General features: G+C 36.0%; 12 protein-coding genes and 1 pseudogene. 5 read left to right on the forward strand and 8 right to left on the reverse strand.

Going from position 1 to position 21,007, the window contains the following annotated elements; genetic code table 11:
- Positions 1-71: 71 nt before the first annotated feature.
- Positions 72-1,583: pseudogene (locus tag MG290_RS11340) on the reverse strand (IS1182 family transposase); the annotation flags it as partial.
- A gap of 109 nt (positions 1,584-1,692) precedes the next feature.
- Between MG290_RS11340 and MG290_RS11345 the strand changes: the two are divergent.
- On the forward strand, positions 1,693-2,589 hold the full coding sequence (locus tag MG290_RS11345) for a hypothetical protein (protein WP_264561402.1): 897 nt from the start codon (positions 1,693-1,695) through the stop codon (positions 2,587-2,589).
- A gap of 168 nt (positions 2,590-2,757) precedes the next feature.
- Positions 2,758-3,216: a glycoside hydrolase family 43 C-terminal domain-containing protein gene (locus tag MG290_RS11350; RefSeq protein WP_264561403.1), complete on the forward strand. Its 459-nt coding sequence runs from the start codon at positions 2,758-2,760 to the stop codon at positions 3,214-3,216.
- A gap of 46 nt (positions 3,217-3,262) precedes the next feature.
- Here the strand turns inward: MG290_RS11350 and MG290_RS11355 are convergent, their stop codons facing one another.
- Positions 3,263-5,644 (reverse strand): TonB-dependent receptor domain-containing protein, encoded by a 2,382-nt coding sequence (locus MG290_RS11355; RefSeq protein ID WP_264561404.1) that lies wholly within the window; start codon positions 5,642-5,644, stop codon positions 3,263-3,265.
- Between the two features lie 163 nt (positions 5,645-5,807).
- Between MG290_RS11355 and MG290_RS11360 the strand changes: the two genes are divergently transcribed.
- Together MG290_RS11360 and MG290_RS11365 are read left to right on the forward strand one after the other, a co-directional pair.
- Positions 5,808-6,200 carry a hypothetical protein gene (locus tag MG290_RS11360; protein WP_264561405.1) on the forward strand — a complete coding sequence of 131 codons (393 nt, stop codon included), beginning with the start codon at positions 5,808-5,810 and terminating at the stop codon, positions 6,198-6,200.
- Between the two features lie 174 nt (positions 6,201-6,374).
- Entirely contained in the window at positions 6,375-6,986 is a 612-nt protein-coding gene (locus MG290_RS11365; protein ID WP_264561406.1) for a hypothetical protein, read from the forward strand.
- Between the two features lie 180 nt (positions 6,987-7,166).
- Here the strand turns inward: MG290_RS11365 and tsf are convergent, their stop codons facing one another.
- The 4 genes from tsf to rplM all read right to left on the reverse strand — a co-directional run bounded on the left by tsf (position 7,167) and on the right by rplM (position 9,980).
- Complete coding sequence (gene tsf, locus MG290_RS11370) at positions 7,167-8,132, reverse strand: translation elongation factor Ts (protein WP_264561407.1); 966 nt, start codon at positions 8,130-8,132, stop codon at positions 7,167-7,169.
- A 106-nt stretch (positions 8,133-8,238) separates the two neighbouring features.
- Positions 8,239-8,982, reverse strand: a complete 744-nt coding sequence (rpsB, locus tag MG290_RS11375; RefSeq protein ID WP_264561408.1) for a 30S ribosomal protein S2 — start codon at positions 8,980-8,982, stop codon at positions 8,239-8,241.
- Between the two features lie 156 nt (positions 8,983-9,138).
- Positions 9,139-9,525, reverse strand: a complete 387-nt coding sequence (rpsI, locus tag MG290_RS11380) for a 30S ribosomal protein S9 (protein WP_257499900.1) — start codon at positions 9,523-9,525, stop codon at positions 9,139-9,141.
- A complete protein-coding gene (rplM, locus tag MG290_RS11385; RefSeq protein ID WP_257499901.1) occupies positions 9,525-9,980 on the reverse strand; it encodes a 50S ribosomal protein L13 in 456 nt (151 codons plus the stop codon). The genes rpsI and rplM overlap by 1 nt, the downstream gene beginning before the upstream one ends.
- Before the next feature lie 290 nt (positions 9,981-10,270).
- On the opposite strand from rplM, the gene MG290_RS11390 reads away from it, so the two are divergent.
- The gene (locus MG290_RS11390) at positions 10,271-17,305 is read left to right on the forward strand and encodes an Ig-like domain-containing protein (RefSeq protein ID WP_272585502.1); all 7,035 of its coding nucleotides are present in this window, start codon (positions 10,271-10,273) and stop codon (positions 17,303-17,305) included.
- Positions 17,306-17,639: 334 nt separating this feature from the next.
- Here the strand turns inward: MG290_RS11390 and MG290_RS11395 are convergent, their stop codons facing one another.
- Both MG290_RS11395 and polA read right to left on the reverse strand, forming a co-directional pair.
- Positions 17,640-17,966, reverse strand: coding sequence for a DUF805 domain-containing protein (locus MG290_RS11395; protein WP_264561410.1), 327 nt, complete (start codon positions 17,964-17,966; stop codon positions 17,640-17,642).
- Between the two features lie 83 nt (positions 17,967-18,049).
- Positions 18,050-20,863: a DNA polymerase I gene (gene polA / locus MG290_RS11400; RefSeq protein ID WP_264561411.1), complete on the reverse strand. Its 2,814-nt coding sequence runs from the start codon at positions 20,861-20,863 to the stop codon at positions 18,050-18,052.
- Positions 20,864-21,007: the final 144 nt, after the last annotated feature.

Consider the following 21,007-nt stretch of genomic DNA (forward strand, 5'->3'; position numbering starts at 1 on the left):
AAAATGACAAGTTTAGAACCAAAAATACGGCGTTTGAATACCGTTTTTCTTCCCGCAACTGCTACAGCCACCATTTTTCTAAAATTATGTCCAAGAGCCATCAGTAGAAATTCTAATTCTACTTTCTCTAAGCCTTTGAATGTAAATCTATTAAAATCATTATTGTACTTGAGTTGCCCAAAAACAGCCTCTACTTCTATAGGGCGTCTACTGCGATGTTCCAGCCCTTTCTCGCTCGTTAATAAATTTCTCGCTCTTTCTTTAAGCTCATTCAAACGGTGATTGACTTCTATTCTGCGATTACCTTTTGCATTGAAACATTCCTCTCGAAGCGGACAATTATTACAGTTTTTTGATTGATAATAAGACACTTTCGATTCGTGTCCGTTGCTCGAAATTCGTTTTCCTTTGCCAACATTTTCCATTCGTTGACCCATCGGACAAACGTAAAAATCTTGTTCTTTGTTGTAGAATAAATTCTGAACCAAAAACGGATTATTTTTCATCGTCCGTTTCGTTTCTTTGTGAAAATAATTGTACTTCACGTAGGCTTTAATGCTTTTATTTTCAAGCATTTCGTAATTTTCTTCGCTCCCATAACCTGCATCGGCAACCACTTCTTTGCTTTGTTTTCCATAGAGATTTTCAAAACCATCAAGATGCGATTCCAAAGTCGTGGTATCCCCCGGTTTTTGATGGATGGACACGTGGGTAATAAACTGATTTTCAGTTGGAATCTGCGTATTATAAGCCGGTTTAAGCTGTCCATTTTTCATGTGATCTTCCTTCATCCGCATAAAAGTAGCGTCAGGGTCGGTTTTGCTGTAAGAATTCCTATCGCCTAAAGTTTCTAGGTCTTTTTCGTATTTTTCTAATTTTGGAAGATGCTCATCCTGAAGTTTTTGTAGCTCTTTTGCCTGTTTTTTAGTGGGTTCTTTCAGCTTTTTATTCAAGATCGATAGCTTCTCCCGAAGTTCTTCCGAATTGATGCTTTTAGGTAATTCTTCTTTGTTAATTTCTTGATTATCAGACTGAATAGCACTTTCGATATCTGAAAGAATCGTGTTGATTTTAACTTCTAATTTTTCCTTGTATTTTTCAATCGAACCTCTCCAAACAAAAGTATAACGATTCGATTTGGCTTCGATTTTTGTTCCATCAATGTACTGAATATCAAGACTTACATAGCCCATTTCAACCAGCATTTTCACTACTTCGGCAAATAGTTGTTGAATATGATTTTTTAATATTTTCCCTCGAAAGTCGTTAATGGTTCGGAAATCGGGCGTAGAGTTGCCCGAAATGTACATGAAATAGATGTTTTCGGTGAGTGCTTTAGCTATTTTCCGGCAAGAATAAACGTTTGACAAATAGCTGTAAAACAACACTTTAATCATCATTCTTGGATGATATGCAGAGGTACCACCTCCTTTGTACAACTTAATTATATTGCTAATATCCAACGAGTTAACGACCTCTTCGATTAATCGAACAGGGTGATTATTAGGGATTTTATCAAAAATATTAATCGGAAAAAGTTCAGGACTATTGCCTGTTTGATTTTTAAAAACTACCTTAGCCATTGTTGGTTTTTTGTGCAACTCTAAGATAATTATTTTGGAGAAAAAATACAACAAAAAAAAGCTGTCCGACTTTTCGGACAGCTTCTTCTTATTTTAATAAATTATAAAAATGAATAATTTGAATATTTTTACTCTGGTAAGTTTCTTAATTGCAAGCACTTCTATTTTTGCTCAAAAAAAAATCACACTAATAGATAGCAAAACAAATAACCCAATACCTTTCTATGGTTTAAATTTTAATAATAATCTTTTTTACAGTAATAAAAATGGGATAGTTGATATTTTGGAATATAATGCAACAGACACTTTATTTTTTGAAATGCCAGAATTTGAGTCTAAGAAAGTTTTAGTCAATGATGTTAAAGACACAGTTTATCTTAATTTTATAAATGAAAATTTATTAGACGAAATCACAATAAATATAAACAAAACCCCAATAAAAATAAAAACAACTAGTAACCGGGTAACTGCCACCCCTATTAAACCTGGTCGTGAAATTATAGAAAAAGTTATTTTTAGCGAAAACTATATTGGTAGCCATATAAAAAAAATCACCGCTTCTATTAACAGAGATTTTATAACATATAATAAAAAAAGAGAAACTAAAAATTACGAAATATGCTTACGTATAAATTTTTATGATTACAATTTAAACAAAATAGAAAGTTCAGAGCCAATTACATTTAAACAACAAAAAAGAAATTTATTAGAATTTGAATTAACAAACAAAATAAAAATACCCAAAGAAGAAATTCATATAGGTGTTGAGTTTATTGGTGTTATAGATACTAACGGAAATTTTGAATCCATTGATGATTTTTATTTAAGACCTTTAATTTTTATAAAAGAATCAAATGAAGTTAACAGCAATATTTATATCAGAAATAACACCTCAAAAAAAAGACCTGATTCAATATACAACATTATAAATCATCAGTTTAAACGTTATAAAAACATTAAAAACGTTAAAGGAAACACACATATTTTTAGTTATGAAATTCAATAACAACGACTACCAAAACTAACTTAATAATAATTTTCAATAATTAATTTATCTTAACTTGTGAAAATATGGGATGATTTTTGATAGTAAGATTTCAATCAAACTCTATTACAATCTTATTTTTTCCATTGTTTTTTATTATATTTATCTTTTACAAATATTAATCATTTTATGAGGGTAATAATAACCTTTTTTCTTTGCACTATTTTATTTTCATGTAATGGAGGATATGGAATTGATAATAAAATTCAAACTGAAAATGTACAATATTCAAAAGAAGATATAGTAGGAAAATGGAAGCTTGACAAGTTTTCTTATAAATATTTATCACTAGAGGAAAATGATAGTATTTACATCATTTTTAATAAGGATGGTTCTTTCCAATCAAACAAATCAATAGATTTATTTAATCCTTCAGCTTTATCTAATAATGATAATAAGATCCAAAATGGAAATTGGAAAATTAATATGTTAGAAAACAAATCAGAACTTATTCTCACGTATGAAAATAAAACCACTCTTTCTGACTTGAATGTCTATAAAAAAGGCACTGAATATAAAATATGGTATTTTTTTGGTGACCCAGACACAGGAGAGCGTTTAAGATTTCTCAAGGAAAACGAAAAATAAATCAAAACCCCAAATTGTTAGAATTTGGGGTTTATCTTTTCTATTTCTAATTCGTTTTAAAAGGTGGTGTTCCTTGTGGGAATAGTTGTTGGTTTTGATCTTTAAAAGATCCAAAGTTAAAGGTTAATCCCACTTTAAACATACGGCGTTCGTTTAAGGTTTGGGTGCGCATTTGCAAACCGTTTCCAAATACGTTCACATCAAAACCATCGGTATTCAATACATTGTCAATACCCACATTCAAGGTTAATTTATTATCCATAAATTTCTTGTTTACCGAAATATTCAGGTTTTGTGCCGGTTTGTTCAGTTCATATAAATTCATCACACCTTTAAACATGTTGTAATACGTTACAAAAACCCGTGTGTTGTTGCCCAAATAAAACTGCGAATAGGTAAATATATAAAACGCACCTCTTTGAAATCGATCGGGAATTACCTCATCATACGTGGTTTTAAAATAGCCAGCATTCAAATACGTGAACGACAATTCATCCACATTCAATCCGTTTCGGTCGTTAATCATATTCTTAATGCCTTTGGTAAACATGGCGTAAGGAATGGGCAATCCCATATTGAAACTCTGCGAAAAACCGTTTTCTATATTATTCGATTTCGATTCTAACGTACCATTATCGGCAATTTCGTAAAACACCACGTTTTGATTCGGCATTTTAGACAGGTTGTAATTGAAATAAATATAATCGAAGACGGTTAAGGTAGCATTCATGTTATGGCTTATTTGTGGCTTCAGGTTCGGATTTCCTGCATTTGCTACCAACAAACTGTTCTGCGAAGTCACGTTTGGATTGAACGATTGTGCACCCGGCAAATTCATGCGTTTACTGTATCCCGCGCTTAAATAAACACCAGACATTAAATTATATTTTAAGCTCACCGTTGGAAACAAATTGGTGAAATCTTGCTTTAAATCGAGGGAATCAACCGCGGTTTCTGATTGATACGTTAAGTTTTCTAATCGCACTCCTGCCGAAATCATTAATGAACTAATTTTTCCGGAAACACTTGCATAAGCGGCCTTGTTGGTGTATTTAAAATCATACGGAATATAGGTTCGTGCCTGCTCCCAAATATAAGAACCGTTGTTGCCAGAAACCGAATGTGTGTAGTGCGCGCCTAAAGATAAAGTACCGTTTGCGGCTTTAAAAGGCGTTTCAAAATCGGCTCGGGTTTGGCTGTACACAAAGTTATTATCAGCCAAAATAGTAGAAACATTTTCACCTTCCACAAACAATTGATTGCTGTTTGTATTGTTTTGAAATTCGGTGTTTGAGGTCAATGTGAAATTCGTACCAATAGTATCCAGTTTTTGCGCATAAATAAACTGCAGTTCGTGGATGTTGTTATTGCTTCGGTTGGCAGTTTGTTGCTTGTAGGCAAGCTCAGTATCGCCAAAAGCATTAAACATAGTGCCATATGATTTTGGTTTGCTGTAGGTGTGGTTGTAGTTATATTTCAACGTTAGGTTGGCTAAATCGGTGATTTTGTACTGCCAATTGTTTCGCAAATAATAGTTTTGATACCAGCCATTGTTCCAGTAATTTTCGCGGGCTTTTACAGCAAGTCCGTTACTGTTATAACTAAACTCGTTCAAAGAATTGGTGTTGCCCTCATGGTGGGTATAACCCGTATTCATATTCCAACTGAGTTTGTTCTTTTTGAACATGATTTGTGCCGAAGTATTATTTTTAATACGACTATTCACGATATTCTCTTGCGTGATACTACCACTAATACCTTCAATTTTCGCCGATTTGGTAATGACATTGATAATGGTTCCGTTGAAAGTAGCGCTGTATTTTGCACCAGGGCGATCGATAATTTCGATGCTTTTCACCGTGTTTGCTGGGAGGTTTTTCAGAAAATTGGTTAGCTGATCGCCGCTCATACCTGTTGGTTCGCCATCTAAAAAAATGGTTGCTAGTTTTCCGTTGTGCGCAATTTGTCCGTTGGCTGTAACCAACACTCCGGGTAATTTATTCACTGCATCAAACACACTGCCTGCGTTTAAAACGGTCAAATTTTCTACATCAACCACCGTTTTATCGGCAAACCTGCGAATGTTTTTATTGGTTTGATCAATAACAATTCCGCTCAGTACTTCTTCTTGCTGTTCTGTGAATTCTAAATTTAGAGGTGCATCTGCACTGTATTGGAATGATTTTGTTACTGCCTTAAACTGCGAATGTTCCCAAATAATGGTGTATTGTGTTACATTTTCAGGAATTTCGACCATAAAATAGCCGCTATCGTTTGTAGTAGCATGGTAAACCTTTTCTGTTTTAACGGTAATAAAAGTTTCAGGAATAGGTTCACCTTCAAAAGTAACCAATCCTTCAATCTTTATGTTTTGAGCGTGCAGCAAACCTGCAAAAAGCAAAGTGCAAGCAAGTAAAATGTTTTTCATTATTATTTTTTTAATTAGTAAATGATTGCAGTGTTTTGTTACAATAAAATCATTTATTTAGGCAAATTGGCATTCTTGGCATGTAAAACATTAGAAAACACCCTATAAAATTTGGAAAAAAGCTTTATTTTAGCTATATTGTAAGTATATAAAAAATTTAGAAATGACTTTAAAATTTACAAAAATTACGGCTTTATTAATGGTGATGACTTGTATCTCATCGTGTGCACATCGAATGGTGGGTACTTGGAATGTTTCAAAATTTGAAACCACTACACCTGGCGAACAATCTATTACTCTGAACAATGTTGGAACTATGGAATTTAAAGGAAATGGCGATGGCGAAAAGAAACTGAATTATTCGGTTTTAGGGATCGATCGAAACGATGAATTGCCTTTTAAATGGGAATGGAATGACGACAAATACATTTCGATTAAAAGCGAAGGCTCTGAATTTTCAAAAACATGGATTATTATGGAAAACGAACGCAAGTTTCAAAAATGGAAATCGACCGATGGCACAAACACCATACAAATTTTAGAGTTAAAGAAATAATTGTTTCCATCTTTGCAAGGTAACAATCAGAATACTTGCACAATTTTTTTGACCAATTTTAAAAAAAAAAGTACATGTATTTAACTTTTTGTTAACTTTTTTTAGTTTTACTTTTTTTTTTATTTTTACAATAGTTAGCTAACATTAACATTTTAATTATTAAAAATTTAGAAAATGAAAAAACTTAAATTTTACACATTAGTTATTGTTGGTGCTGTACTAGCTACCACAGGTTTATATTCTTGTAATCAAGATTCAGACGAGTTAGAAAACACCCCCATCACTTCTGAAAGTAATTTAATAAAACGTGTTGGTGACCCTATTGAGCAAATTAATGAACTTGCCAATGAGTTTAATTTAAATGCTGAAATCGTTGATAATGTTAATCCTGATGAAGCAGTTGCCGTATTCTCTTCCTTTGAAGAATATAGAGAATTTATTAGAAATTTACAGGAAGAACACAGTAAAGAAGTTTCCATAGATGTAAAACCGCAGACACCACCTTTGACAAGTTTTGGATGTGCTGATGGTATATATTCTGGTGCTTTTGGAGGGTTTGGAGGAGCAACTCTTCAATTTGATCTTGTAATTAAAGATGGTTCAATATCATCAGTAACAGGTTATCTCACAGGATTTGCCTTGGGATATAGTTTTACACAAGGAGTCGTTTCAATTGATGCGGGTGGGGCAACTGTTACAGGAACAAAAAATTACGTACTTTTCTACGAAGGAATTGCTACAATTTGGTCGATTCCTGTACGTTACCGCTTAAATTTACCTTGTTAAAAACATCAAATTATGGATAATTTTATTTCTTTATGGCAAATTTTTCTATTAATTATCTTAGTGGGGGGTATTTATTTAGTATACCTATTATTCCAATATTTGATTAGAAAAAATAAAAAATAAAACAAAACCCCAAATTCAATTGAATTTGGGGTTTTTGGTATTATTAAAAATGACGAATTATCCTAAAGAAACACGTTTGAAACCTGCGATTTCTACGTTGTATCCTTTTACATAATCACCTACTTTTTTAGAATCGTCTTTAATAAAGTTTTGGTCTAATAACGCTTTTTCTTGATCTAAAGTAGTGTTATCAGAAATAAAACGAGCAATTTTACCTGGTAAAATTTTATCCCAAATTTGCTCTGGTTTACCTTCTGCTTTCAATTCTGCTTTTGCATCCTCTTCAGCTTGTGCCAAAACTGCATCTGTAATTTGTGCATACGAAATGTATTTAGGCACATTTTTCAAAGTTTTACCTAAACGAGCCAATTCTTCATTGTCTTTTTCGATTACTGCAATGCGCGCAGCTGTTTCGTTTGCAACAAATGTTGGATCAAAATCTTTGTAAGATAATGTTTCTGCACCCATAGAAGCAACTTGCATAGAAACGTCTTTTGCCAATGCTTCTGCGTTGTCAATTTTAGAAGATAAAGCAGTTAAAGCAGCGATTTTGTTACCATGAACATACGTTCCCACAAAAGCACCTTCTAAAATTTCGAAACCACCGATTTCGATTTTTTCACCAATCACACCTGTTTGCTCAATTAATTTTTCAGCAACAGTCATTGATTCATTGTATGGAGAAGCCAAAAATTCTTCTTTAGAAGAGAAGTTGATTGCTTTTTCTACCAATTCGTTTGCCAATGCAACGAATGATTCATTTTTACCAACGAAATCTGTTTCACAGTTCAAAGTGATAATTGCACCTTTTGTTTGGTCTGCATTGATAAAAGATACAGCAGCACCTTCGGTAGATTCACGGTCTGAACGGTTTGCAGCAACTTTTTGCCCTTTTTCACGCAAAATTTGGATTGCTTTGTCAAAATCGCCTTCAGCTTCTACCAAAGCTTTTTTACAGTCCATCATTCCGGCACCTGTAGTTTGTCTTAATTTATTTACGTCTGCAGCAGTAATATTTGCCATTTTATTGAGAATTAAATTAATTATTTGATTAAATAGAAAAAGTCGTTATTTGACAGACCCAAAAATAGGAAACCATCAGCATAACGACTTTAAGATACTGTTAAGATTACTCTTGTGCAGTAGTTTGTGCTTCAGTTTTAGCAGCTTCTTCTTTTTCAGATTTTCTTTCAGAATTTCCTTCGATGATAGCGCCAGTTACTAAAGATAATACTTTATCGATTGATTTAGAAGCATCGTCATTTGCTGGAATTACATAATCAACCTCGCGTGGGTCAGAGTTTGTATCAACCATTGCAAAAACTGGAATGTTTAATTTTTGAGCTTCTTTTACTGCGATGTGTTCAGCTTTGATATCAACTACAAATAATGCAGCCGGTAAACGTGTCATATCAGCAATAGAACCTAAGTTCTTTTCTAATTTTGCACGTAAACGGTCAACTTGTAAACGCTCTTTTTTAGAAAGAGTCATAAATGTACCGTCTTTTTTCATACGATCGATAGAAGCCATCTTTTTAACAGCTTTACGGATTGTAACGAAATTAGTCAACATACCACCTGGCCAACGCTCAGTGATGTATGGCATGTTTGCTGCTGCTGCTTTTTCAGCAACGATATCTTTTGCTTGTTTTTTGGTCGCTACGAATAATACTTTACGACCTGATGCTGCTATTTTCTTTAAAGCTTCGTTTGCTTCTTCGATTTTAGCTGCTGTTTTATATAGATTAATAATGTGGATTCCATTACGCTCCATATAGATATAAGGAGCCATGTTTGGATCCCACTTTCTAGTCATGTGTCCAAAGTGAACACCTGCTTCTAGTAATTCTTTAACTTCTACTTTGTTTGCCATTTTTGTAATAGTTTACGTTCTTGTGATTAGCAATGTTCCATCAAGCGGTAAGCGTTATGCCTTTGCTATGAGGCTTCATTTAGATGCTAAACTACCTCTGACCTCAGCCAGCGACAACAAAAACTTAGATTTTTTATTAAATAATAATATAAAATATTAACGTTTAGAGAATTGGAATCTCTTACGAGCTTTCTTCTGACCGAATTTCTTACGCTCCACCATACGTGGGTCACGCGTTAATAGACCTTCTGGTTTTAATATTGCTCTGTTTTCTGCGTCAACTTCACACATTGCACGTGCAATAGCCATACGTACAGCTTCTGCCTGCCCTGTTGTTCCACCACCGTACACGTTTACTTTCACATCAAAGTTTTCTGCATTTTCTGTCATAGAAAGTGGTTGCATTACTTTGTATTGTAAAGTTGCCGTTGGGAAGTAAGTTGCGAAATCTTTTTTGTTCACTGTGATGTTACCAGAACCTTCTGTAACATAAACACGAGCTACTGCGGTTTTTCTTCTACCGATTTTGTGAATAACTGCCATTACTTAATTTCGTTTAAATTAACGGTTTTTGGTTTCTGAGCCTCGTGTTTGTGAGCTGAACCAACATTTACATTTAAATTACGGAATAATTGTGCACCTAATTTATTTTTAGGCAACATTCCTTTTACAGCTTTTTCTACTAATAATGCAGGATTTTTTTGTTGCATTACTTTTGCTGTTAATTCTCTTTGACCACCTGGGTAACCTGTGTGACGAATGTACGTTTTGTCATTCAATTTGTTACCTGTTAAGTTGATCTTCTCTGCGTTGATAACAATTACGTTATCACCACAATCTACGTGAGGTGTATAACTTGGTTTGTACTTACCTCTCAAAATCATTGCAACTTTTGAAGCAAGGCGTCCTAAGTTATGACCTTCAGCGTCTACAACAACCCATTCTTTTTGAACAGTTGCTTTGTTTGCTGATACTGTCTTGTAGCTTAAACTTTCCACAATAAATTATTTTTAATTAAACATTCCATTCCCAATAAAGGGAGTGCAAAATTAAACAATTTATTTTACTATACAAATTTGTTTGTTTTTATTTTATTTACCCTACTCTATAATCCTTTTACAAACACCATAGATTAACCGCACACAGAAAACGCAATAATTGCTTTTAATTTAATAAAAAAAACATGTTTTAATGTTAAAAATTAAAAAATAGTATGTAAAAAATTAAATAACTAAAAATAAACTCTTAAATTTATCGTTCAAACAACAAATTCTAAATATTGTATTTTATGAAAAAAATTACACAATTATCTAGGTTTAAGATACGGTGGTTAACCACTAAAACCTTGATATTATTCATTTTAGGCTTACTTTTTCCAAGTTTCCAAATGATAGCTCAAACTTTTTCTTATACAGGAAATGTTCAGAGCGTTACGCTAGCGGCGGGTACATACGATATTGAAGTATGGGGGGCTAATGGAGGAGGTTCACAAGGTGGTATAGGAGGATATTCAAAAGTTTCTTATACGCACACAGGTGGGACACTATACATTGTAGTGGGTGGAGCCGGTGCTACAGGTGGACTTCCTGCTGATATAAACGGAGGTTACAACGGTGGTGGTGCTAGACCAAACCCAGGAGGTGCAACTCGTGGATCTGGAGGTGGTGCTACACATGTTTCCCGTTCAAGTGGTTTATTAACAGACGCTGCAGTACGTAGCAACATTATAGTAGTTGCTGGAGGTGCTGGAGGTGGTTCAAATTCTGGTACTGGTGTTGGCGGCGGTGGCGGTCTCACTGGAGTTAACAGTAATGGGTCGAATCCAGGACAAGGCGGAACCCAAACTGCAGGTGGCGCCGCAGGAGCTGGAACTTCTGGTTCTCCAGGTACAGCCGGGCAGGGTGGACAATCGCTGGATATGGCAGGAGCTGGTGGCGGTGGCTGGTACGGCGGTGGAGCTGGTGGCGGAAGTGTCGCAGGCAACACTAGTAATGGTGGCGGTGGCGGATCAGGCTATATTAATGGAGCGGGGGTAACTAGTGGTATCACTAGAGATCACACGCAATCTGGTTTTATTGCAAATCCAGATACTTCAGGAAACGGTACTGTTATTATTACATCAACCATCCCTTGTACCGGAACACCAAATGGAGGTACTGCAACTGCTAGCTCAAGAGCTTGTGCAAGTCAACCTTTTACTTTAACACTTAACAGTTATACTTTAGGAGGTGGAATTTCTTTACAATGGGAAAGTTCTCCTGCTGGATTAGGTACTTGGTCGCCAATACCAAACGCAACAGGTAACACACATACAGTAACCAACCAAACAGCTGATACAGATTACCGCTGTGTTGTTACTTGTACAAATAGTAATGGTGTTAGTACATCTAACATTGTAACCGTTGGGCAGCCTTTAGCAGCAGTTAATTTTTACGAAAGTTTTGACGCTGTAGCAACAGGTAGCTTTTCTAACCCAACTGTACCAGAATGTTGGACTTATCTTAACAAAGCATCGTCGGGTTATGGTTATACCACAACTACTGCTGCAAGATCTGGAAAAGGTTTTTATACATATAGACCTAATACAACGGGCGAGATGTTGTTGATTTCACCTCAAACAAACAATCTAGGAAACGGAACGAAACAAGTACGTTTCTGGGCGCGTGTATCATCGACAACTTACGAAACTACACAAAAATTAGGTGTTTACACGATGAGTGACCCTACATCTACAGGAGTTTTATCATTAGTGGAAAACAACATTCCTTTAACAACCACTTGGCAAGAATTTATCGTTCCATTACCTGTAACTACAGACGATTATTTTGCTTTTTCGTTTGATAACCAAAATGGAACCGCATATGTATATCTTGACGATGTGTATTATGAAGATTTATCACCTTGTATTTTCCCTGTCAATTTAGCAGCGAATAACATTACAATCACAGGTGCAACTTTTACTTGGAATCCATCTTTGGCTCCGGGAGTTACCGGTTATGAATGGGAAGTACGTACATCTGGTACACCAGGAACAGCAGGTGCTGTTGCTAGCGGCAGTACTACAGCTCCTTCAACCACAGCCACTACAAATGCCTTATCAGGCGCAACTACCTATTACGTATATGTAAGAGCAGTTTGCGGTGCAAATAAAGGAGTATGGACCACTTTCCCTGTTAAATTCACCACATTGTGTCCAGTTTATACAGCTAATTTCTATGAAAATTTTGATGGTGTTGATACAGGTGGTAGCACAAATCCTACCATTCCAAATTGTTGGACATACCTAAATAAGGCTTCTTCGGGTTACGGTTATACCACAACATCAGCCGGTAGAACAGGTAAAGGTTTTTACACTTACCGCCCTAGCACAAGTAATGAAATGCTATTAATTTCTCCTGAAACGAACAATTTAGGCAATGGTACAAAACAAGTTCGCTTTTGGGCTAGAGTATCCTCTACTTCTTATCAAAGTACCCAGAAACTTGGATTATACACAATGAATAATCCTACTGCTACGGGAACCTTAACTTTGTTAGAGAATAACTTCCCGTTAACAACTACTTGGCAAGAGTTTATTATACCGCTTCCCGCCGGTACCGATGATTATTTTGCTTTTTCATTTGACAGTCAAAACGGTACTGCGTATGTATATGTAGATGATGTGTATTATGAAGATTTGTCTCCATGTATATTTCCTACAAACATCCAAGTGGCAAATATTGCCCAAACATCTGCTACTATTTCATGGAATGCATCATTGGCAGCAGGAGTGACTGGATATGAATATGAAATTCGCACATCAGGTGCTGCTGGTTCAGGCGCTACCGGTTTGGTTCAAACAGGCATCGTAAATGCTCCAGCAACTTCTGTTAATATTTCTGGTTTAAATCATTCTACAAGTTATACGGTATATATACGCAGTAAATGTGGAACTACAGATGGACTTTGGACTTTATTCCCTGTTAAATTCAATACTTTGTGTGGCGTGATTATGGGTTCATTCTTTGAAGGTTTTGAAAATGCGGATATAGGTGGCTCTTCAAATAACACGGTACCGAACTGTTGGACCTATTTAAGAACGGGGTCTAATAGTACCTATCCTTATGGTTATACTGGTACAACGGGTCCAAAAACTGGATCAAAACATTTCTATACCTATCAAGGTTCATCTTATGATGGTGAAGTTACCCTAGTTTCACCAGAAACCGATAATTTAGGTAACGGAACCAAACGCTTACGCTTCTCAGCTCGCTTATACTTTACAGGTAACTACGGTGAAAAATTGAGCATCTATAGTATGAATGGAAACACAGCAAGTGCTACAAAAACATTGATTAAAACCGTTAATGTTTCATCAACAGCTTATCAAGAGTATATTGTTTATTTACCAATTAGTACTACCGATGATTATTTTGCATTTTCTTTTGATAATGAAAGTATGAGTAAATATATCTTTATAGATGATATCTATTACGAAGATGCACCAAGCTGTAGACCAATTGAAGAAAGTACAATTGCAATCTCGAATGTAAGCAAAAACTCATTTGATGTTTCTTGGCAGGATATATACAACCTGAACCAAATGGCTTATGAAGTGGAAGTACGCACAAGTGGCAATCCAGGAACACCAGGAGCAATTTATAGCACAGTAACAGCTGTTGGTGTAACCAATATTACTGTACCTGGATTAGCCCCATCAACAGATTATACAGTTTATGTACGTGCGGTATGTTCGGCAACAGATCAAAGTGATTGGGCAAAAGGACCATCGGTAACTACTTTGTGTAACTACTCGGATTTTGTAACATACACGCCATCGTTGGCATTGTGTGGACCACAAAAAGCGGTGTTAGACGCCACTTTAGTAGATACTACTTTTGAAGCAGCATGGTTTGACAGCGCAACAGATGTAGAACCATTATTTGTGGGATCTAACTTTGTTTCGGAAGACGATGTTACGCAAAACAGAAGTTTCTGGCTACGTAGTCAACAAGTCACTCCTAATAGCTCAGTCCAAATAGGTACAGGTACTTATACGTCTTCTGGCTCATGGGAATTCTTATATAGTTTATATGAAGGATATAAACACCAGTACATTTATACTGCTAAAGAGTTAACTGATAAAGGATTGGTAGCCGGACCTATAACTGCTCTTCAGTTTGATGTAGTATCAACCGGAAACTATAACCCTAGGTCAAATTTTGGTATCGCATTGGGAACTACTCCAAATAGTGTCTCTACCACAAATTTAATTCCAAATAGTAACTTAACACAAGTTTATATCAATGCAGCACAGCCTTTAAACACAGGTATTATGACATTTACCTTTACAACACCTTACAATTGGGATGGGGTAAGTAATATTGTGGTACAGGTTACTTCGGACAATGGTGCTTCATCAAGCCCTTATGGACAGTTGAGAGGTCACTCCACACCAGAAAGCCGTACATCAGTACTTTATGGTAACGGGCATGGTATAAGCGGTATTTTGGCAGCTAATTCACCTAGTACGGGTGGTGCACCCTATTTATATGGAACAACATCAACATACCGTCCAAATACTGTATTTTTAGCAAATATTGGTTGTATATCACCAGCGATAGAAATTCCGGTAACGGTTTCCTTAAAACCGGCATTTGAACTTTCCACAGCGAGCATCACCTCATGTGAGGGCGGAGTATCAGATCCTGTAACCATTACCACCAACTTGGGTAACTACGATACATTTGTATGGACACCAAGTGCAGGAGTAAGCGGTGACGCAGTAAATGGTTGGACTTTCGCTACCAACGTAGAACAAGAATATGTATTATCTGCTACACAATCAAACGGTATTTGTGAACACATTAAAACAGTTCGCGTATATGCAGGTAAAAAACCGGAAGCATTAACCACATTGGCTAGTTCTTACGACATTTGTAAAAACGAAATTCAAGAGTTAGAAGCTTTAGAAAGCATACCTGCTATGGCATCAATAGGTAGTAAATTAACTACCACAGCTGCAACAAGCGAAATATCTGCATTTGTACAAAGTGCAATGTACTCTAAACAACAATATATTTATACAGCTGCAGAATTGATTGCACAAGGTGTAAATACATCAGGATACATTAACAGCTTGTCATTTGAAACTATTAATTCAGGAGCAAGTTTAAGCAACCCAATGTACACGGTGAAAATGATGTTGACACCAAACGCTACGTTTGGTACAACAAACTTTGCTACGGGTAATTTATCAACCGTATATTCGGAAGTGAATCACACACACACCTTCCAAGGTATGCAAACCATACAGTTTGACAGTCCTTTCTATTGGGATGGACAATCAAACATATTGGTAGAAATCACCCAAGAAGGTATGGGTTCAGGCAATAATGCCCAAACCTATTTTACTTCAGTACCAGGTTCTAACGTAGGTATGTATGCAACAAGTGCTACTGATCCAAACCCTACTGCAGGAACACGTACAACCGATCGTTTAGATGTTCAATTTGGTTTAGAACAATCAAGCGTAACGTGGTCGCCAATAAACAATTTATATGTGGATGCGGCAGCAACTGTTCCCTACACAGCAGGTACAAATGCTTTAACGGTTTACACCACATCGGGTGTAGCCATGAATCAAGTGTATAATGCATTGTTAACAGCACCATCGGGTTGTGAAACCACAAAAGCAGTTACCATCAACGTAGCAGACGTGGTAACACCAGTGGTACAAAGCCAAACTTTTTGTCAGGCAACACCGGTAAGTAATGTAGTTGTAACAGGTGGTACAAATGCAACTTTTGAATTTTATAGTTCAGCAACAGCAACAACACCTATCACCAACATTACCCAAACAGGTACGTACTATGTAGAAGCAACCCAAGGTAATTGTAAATCGGTACGTGTGCCATTTACAGCAACGGTAACACCATTGGCACTGCCAACTGCGCAATTCACACAAGTAGTTTGTGGCGGAGGAACAGTATCAGCCTTAATGGCTTCAGGTGTAAGCGGATCACAAATCAGATGGTATAGTTCAGCAACATCTACTACTCCATTGGCATCTACCACTCCGTTGGTTGATAACACCACTTATTATGCTTCGCAAACGTTAGGAGCATGTGAGTCAGGTAGAATAGCTGTATTGGTTGATATTAACGCAGCACCAGCATCATTAACACCACAAACCATTTCAATATGTGGTACGTTAAATTACGGTAACGTTAATTTAAATCAGATACCGGGTGCGGAATTAGTATGGTATCCATCAGCTACTTCTACAACACCAATACCAAACAATGGACAAATAGTAAACGGAACTTATTATGTTTCTCAGAAAGTAAACGGATGTGAATCATTACGTGTTCAGGTTATTGCAACTGCCCAAGGTAGTGTTCCGGCACCAACTGCAACAATCCAGAATATTTGTGGAGCAGGTACAGTGGCGCAATTAAATGCACAAATTTTACCAAACGCAACAGCAGAGTGGTATAGTAATGCAACAGCGGTAACACCATTGGCAGCCAACACGCCATTAACAAATGGAACTTACTATGTTTCTCAAAGAGTAGGCAACTGCGTATCGGTAAAAGTGCCAGTAGCAGTTCGTTTAATAAGCACAGCTGCTCCGGCAGTAGCTCCAATAACATTATGTGCGGGCTCTACAGTAGGAAGTATCACCTTACCAACACCATCAGGAGTATCATACAGATGGTATGTAAACAGTACTTCAACAGTAGTTTTACCATCAACAGATGTTTTACAATCGGGGTATTACTTTGTGACACGCGTTGAAAACGGATGTGAGTCAGCACGTACACAAGTTCAAATCACCATCAATAGCAGACCAAACAGCCCAACAGGTGCATCGCCTCAAACATTTAACGATACAGACAATGCACAAATAAGCAGTTTGATCATGACCCAACCAAATGTGGTTTGGTATGCAACCTACGATGATGCTATGAAAGGATTGAATCCATTGAACCAAAATATGCCATTGGTTGATCAAACAACTTATTACGCAGTAATTATCGGTTCGAACGGATGTCCAAGTTTACCAACCCCTATAGAAGTTCGTATTTTATTAGGAGTAAACGATTTTGATTTAAGTAAATTAAATTACTATCCAAACCCAGTAAACGATCAATTAACCATCACTTACAGTGAAGTAATCACCAATGTGGAAGTATTTGATTTGAATGGACGATTGGTAATGAAAAATAGTTTTGATAAAGAAACGGTTCAATTAGATTTTAGCAGATTAAGTTCAGGAACTTATATGTTGAATGTTAAAACTAAGGAAAACAGCCAATTTATTAAAATTGTAAAAAAATAGTTTAACTTAATAATACATGTAGAGAAGCCGTTGGAAATGAACGGCTTCTCTTTTTTTTAGAACAACAACCCACGCCATATTAAATTTAAATTATAAAAGATAATTTAGCTCCACACTAAATTCTCCTAAAATAAAATGTAACTATCATCCCATTAACTAAAGCATTCAATATCAAAAAATAATAAACTACATTAATGTCACCTACTACTTGTGAAAACGAAACTCAAAGGTTGTCACTACTCCTATCAGGTTTCAAGAGCGATAAAAATCAATAATTAGACATAAAAAAAAGCAGTTCAATAATTGAACTGCCCTTTTCCATGTAAACTTTGTATTACATATTTGCTTTTGGATCTTCACCGTATTCGTTTGGTCCTTTATCTCCTTCTGTACATGCTAAGATCAAGCTATAAATTGGTATTAAAAGAAACCAACCACTTTTACCCACATCGTGCATTCTTCTCACTCCTACGGCAATACCAGGAAGCAAAACTGCTAATGTATAAATATTTGCCAAATTAGGAACATCTAATAATCCACAAATAAAACCAAATGCAAATGCAAAAATAACATTAAATAAAAAAAACATCCAATATTCTTTTCTTCTTGCTCTACCGTTAAACACGGCGTAATTCTGTAATACTTTTAAGTAATAATTCATAATATTTTTCTAATTTTTATCAAACATAGTTATATTAACACTATTTAACAAAAATATTTTTGATTTATAAGAAAAATAGCATATTAATGCGCATCCAACCAATTGGTTCCTTCACCTATTTCCACTTCCAATGGAACAACTAACTGAAAAGCATTTTCCATTTCTTCTTTAATTATTGGTTTTATTGTCTCTAATTCGGTTTTAGGAACATCGAAAACCAACTCATCGTGTACTTGCAACAACATTTTGGTTTGCAGATTTTCTTTTAGCAATCGGTTATGAATGTTGATCATAGCAATTTTAATGATATCGGCTGCCGATCCTTGAATGGGCGCATTTACCGCATTGCGTTCTGCCCCTCCACGAACCACTGCATTTTGCGAATTGATGTCTTTTAAATACCTGCGACGACCTAAAACCGTTTGTACATAACCATTTTCTCTTGCAAAAGCGATTTGATTATCAATATAATCGCGCAATTTGGGATAAGTTTGGTAATAAGCATCTATCAACTCTTTACTTTCGGCACGACTTAAACTGGTTTGCTGACTTAGTCCAAAAGCCGAAACACCGTAGATAATTCCAAAGTTCACCGTTTTGGCATTGCTTCGTTGCTCACGTGTAACCTCATCTAAAGCTACATTAAAAACTTTTGCAGCGGTTGCCTTATGAATATCTTCTTGCTTTTTAAACGATTCAATCATGTTTGGTTCTTCGCTCAAAGCAGCAATGATGCGCAATTCAATTTGCGAATAATCGGCAGATACCAACACGTGATTTTCATCTCGTGCTACAAATGCCTTGCGAACATTTTGCCCGCGCTGGGTGCGAATGGGTATATTTTGCAAATTGGGATTGTTGGAACTTAAACGCCCAGTAGCTGCAACTGCCTGCATATAATCGGTATGCACACGACCTGTTTTTGGATTGATCTGATGGGGCAAGGCATCAACATATGTGTTTTGTAATTTAACAATTTGTCGCCATTCTAAAATATCCCGAACCACTTCATTGTCTTTTGCTAATTCACTCAAAACCTCTTCTCCTGTGGCATATTGCCCCGTTTTGGTTTTCTTTATCTTGCCACTGCTTATCTTTAATTTTTCAAATAAAACAACACCTAACTGCTTGGGCGATGCCAGATTGAATTCCTCGCCGGCTGTTTCAAATATTTTGGTTTGAAGTGATGCTGCTTCGGCAGATAAATCAACCGACAACTTTTTTAGATAATCCACATCCAATCGAATACCTTCGGATTCCATTTCAGCTAAAACAGATACCAATGGGCTTTCGATTTTATCAAACAATTCACGGGTTTTGGATTGATCCAATCTAGGAGCAAAAACCTCTTTTAATTGATAGGTGATATCGGCATCTTCGGCGGCATATTCTTTAATATCTTCTAAAGACACATCGCGCATTGATTGCTGTCCTTTGCCTTTTTTACCGATTAATTCTTCGATCGATTTAGGTTGATACTGCAGATAGGTTTCGGCCAAAACATCCATATTATGACGCATATCTGGATTTATCAAATAATGCGCAATCATGGTATCAAACAAAAATCCTTTTACTTCAACATTATAATTTTTAAGTACTTTAATATCGTATTTTAAATTTTGACCAATTTTTACAATTTGTTCGTTTTCAAAAAACGGTCGCAGTATTTCGATTAACTCTTGTGCTTCGGCTTGATTTTCAGGAAACGGAAGATAGTAAGCCGATCCTTTAGTATATGCAAACGACATGCCGACCAATTCGGCTAAATTTGCATCTAAATTTGTTGTTTCGGTATCAAAACACACTTCGGTCTGTTCCAACAAGGTTTTTGTAAAGAGCTGCAACGCAAATTTACCTTGTATTATTTGGTAATGATGATCGGTTGTTGCTAAATTTTTGTAATATCCTTCTTGATCAATTTTAATTTCGCTGTCGCCTGTTTCAAATAAAGAAATTTGATCGGATGTTTTTTCGGGTTGCTTGCCAATTGGGGTGGGCTGAACCATTGTTGCATCATCTGCAAAAATTTTATCAAACTGTTCTTTCATTCTGCGAAATTCTAGTTCTTGAAAAATTGCATCGGTTTTCTCTACGTCAGGTTTATCTAGCTTAAAAAATGTTTCATCAAATTCTACCGGACAATCTAAAAAAATACGGGCTAACTTCTTCGAAAGCAAGCCGAGTTCTTTATTTGCTTCGATCTTTTCGCGCATTTTACCCTTTAATTTGTCGGTATTTTCCAACAAATTTTCAATGGAACCAAATTCAGCCAACAATTTCTTAGCTGTTTTTTCGCCAACGCCTGGCAATCCGGGAATATTATCAACTGCATCGCCCATCATTCCCAAGAAATCGATTACTTGCAAAGGGTGTTCCACTTCAAACTTCTCTTGAACTTCCTTCACGCCCCAAATTTCAATTCCATTGCCCATGCGTGCCGGGCGGTACATAAAAATATTGTCCGAAACCAGCTGTGCATAGTCTTTATCGGGCGTTACCATAAAAACCTGAAAACCTTCTTTTTCGGCTTTTTTAGATAAGGTTCCTATTAAATCGTCGGCTTCAATTCCAGGCACTTCAATAATGGGAATGTGCATTGCTTTTAAAATTTCTTGGATGTAAGGCACTGCAATTTTAATGGCTTCGGGGGTTTCATCACGGTTTGCTTTGTATTCCGGAAAGATCTCGCAACGAGCTTGGCTTCCGTCCTTATCAAAAGCAACTGCCAAATAATTGGGGCGTTCGCGCTTTATAACGTCCATCAATGAATTCATAAAACCCATAACTGCCGAGGTATCTAACCCTTTGGAATTGATACGTGGATTTTTTATAAAGGCATAATACCCACGAAATATCAATGCGTAGGCATCTAATAGAAATAATCGTTTTTCACTCATACTATTTGTTTCAACAAAGTCAAAAGTACAAAAAAGAAATAAGTTGATTAAATAATGTATGTTTTTGATAAAAACCTAAAATAGACTTTTAAATAAGTCCCTTGAAATAGAGTTTAATAAAATTACCAATAAAAAAATGAGGGC

The organism is Flavobacterium sp. CBA20B-1 (assembly GCF_028473145.1).
Lineage (GTDB): Bacteria > Bacteroidota > Bacteroidia > Flavobacteriales > Flavobacteriaceae > Flavobacterium.

Coding starts and splice junctions, on each gene's coding strand:
- MG290_RS11345 (WP_264561402.1), top strand. CDS start 1,693: ATGAATAATTTGAATATTTTTACTCTGGTAAGTTTCTTAATTGCAAGC.
- MG290_RS11350 (WP_264561403.1), top strand. CDS start 2,758: ATGAGGGTAATAATAACCTTTTTTCTTTGCACTATTTTATTTTCATGT.
- MG290_RS11355 (WP_264561404.1), bottom strand. CDS start 5,644: ATGAAAAACATTTTACTTGCTTGCACTTTGCTTTTTGCAGGTTTGCTG.
- MG290_RS11360 (WP_264561405.1), top strand. CDS start 5,808: ATGACTTTAAAATTTACAAAAATTACGGCTTTATTAATGGTGATGACT.
- MG290_RS11365 (WP_264561406.1), top strand. CDS start 6,375: ATGAAAAAACTTAAATTTTACACATTAGTTATTGTTGGTGCTGTACTA.
- tsf (WP_264561407.1), bottom strand. CDS start 8,132: ATGGCAAATATTACTGCTGCAGACGTAAATAAATTAAGACAAACTACA.
- rpsB (WP_264561408.1), bottom strand. CDS start 8,982: ATGGCAAACAAAGTAGAAGTTAAAGAATTACTAGAAGCAGGTGTTCAC.
- rpsI (WP_257499900.1), bottom strand. CDS start 9,525: ATGGCAGTTATTCACAAAATCGGTAGAAGAAAAACCGCAGTAGCTCGT.
- MG290_RS11390 (WP_272585502.1), top strand. CDS start 10,271: ATGAAAAAAATTACACAATTATCTAGGTTTAAGATACGGTGGTTAACC.
- MG290_RS11395 (WP_264561410.1), bottom strand. CDS start 17,966: ATGAATTATTACTTAAAAGTATTACAGAATTACGCCGTGTTTAACGGT.
- polA (WP_264561411.1), bottom strand. CDS start 20,863: ATGAGTGAAAAACGATTATTTCTATTAGATGCCTACGCATTGATATTT.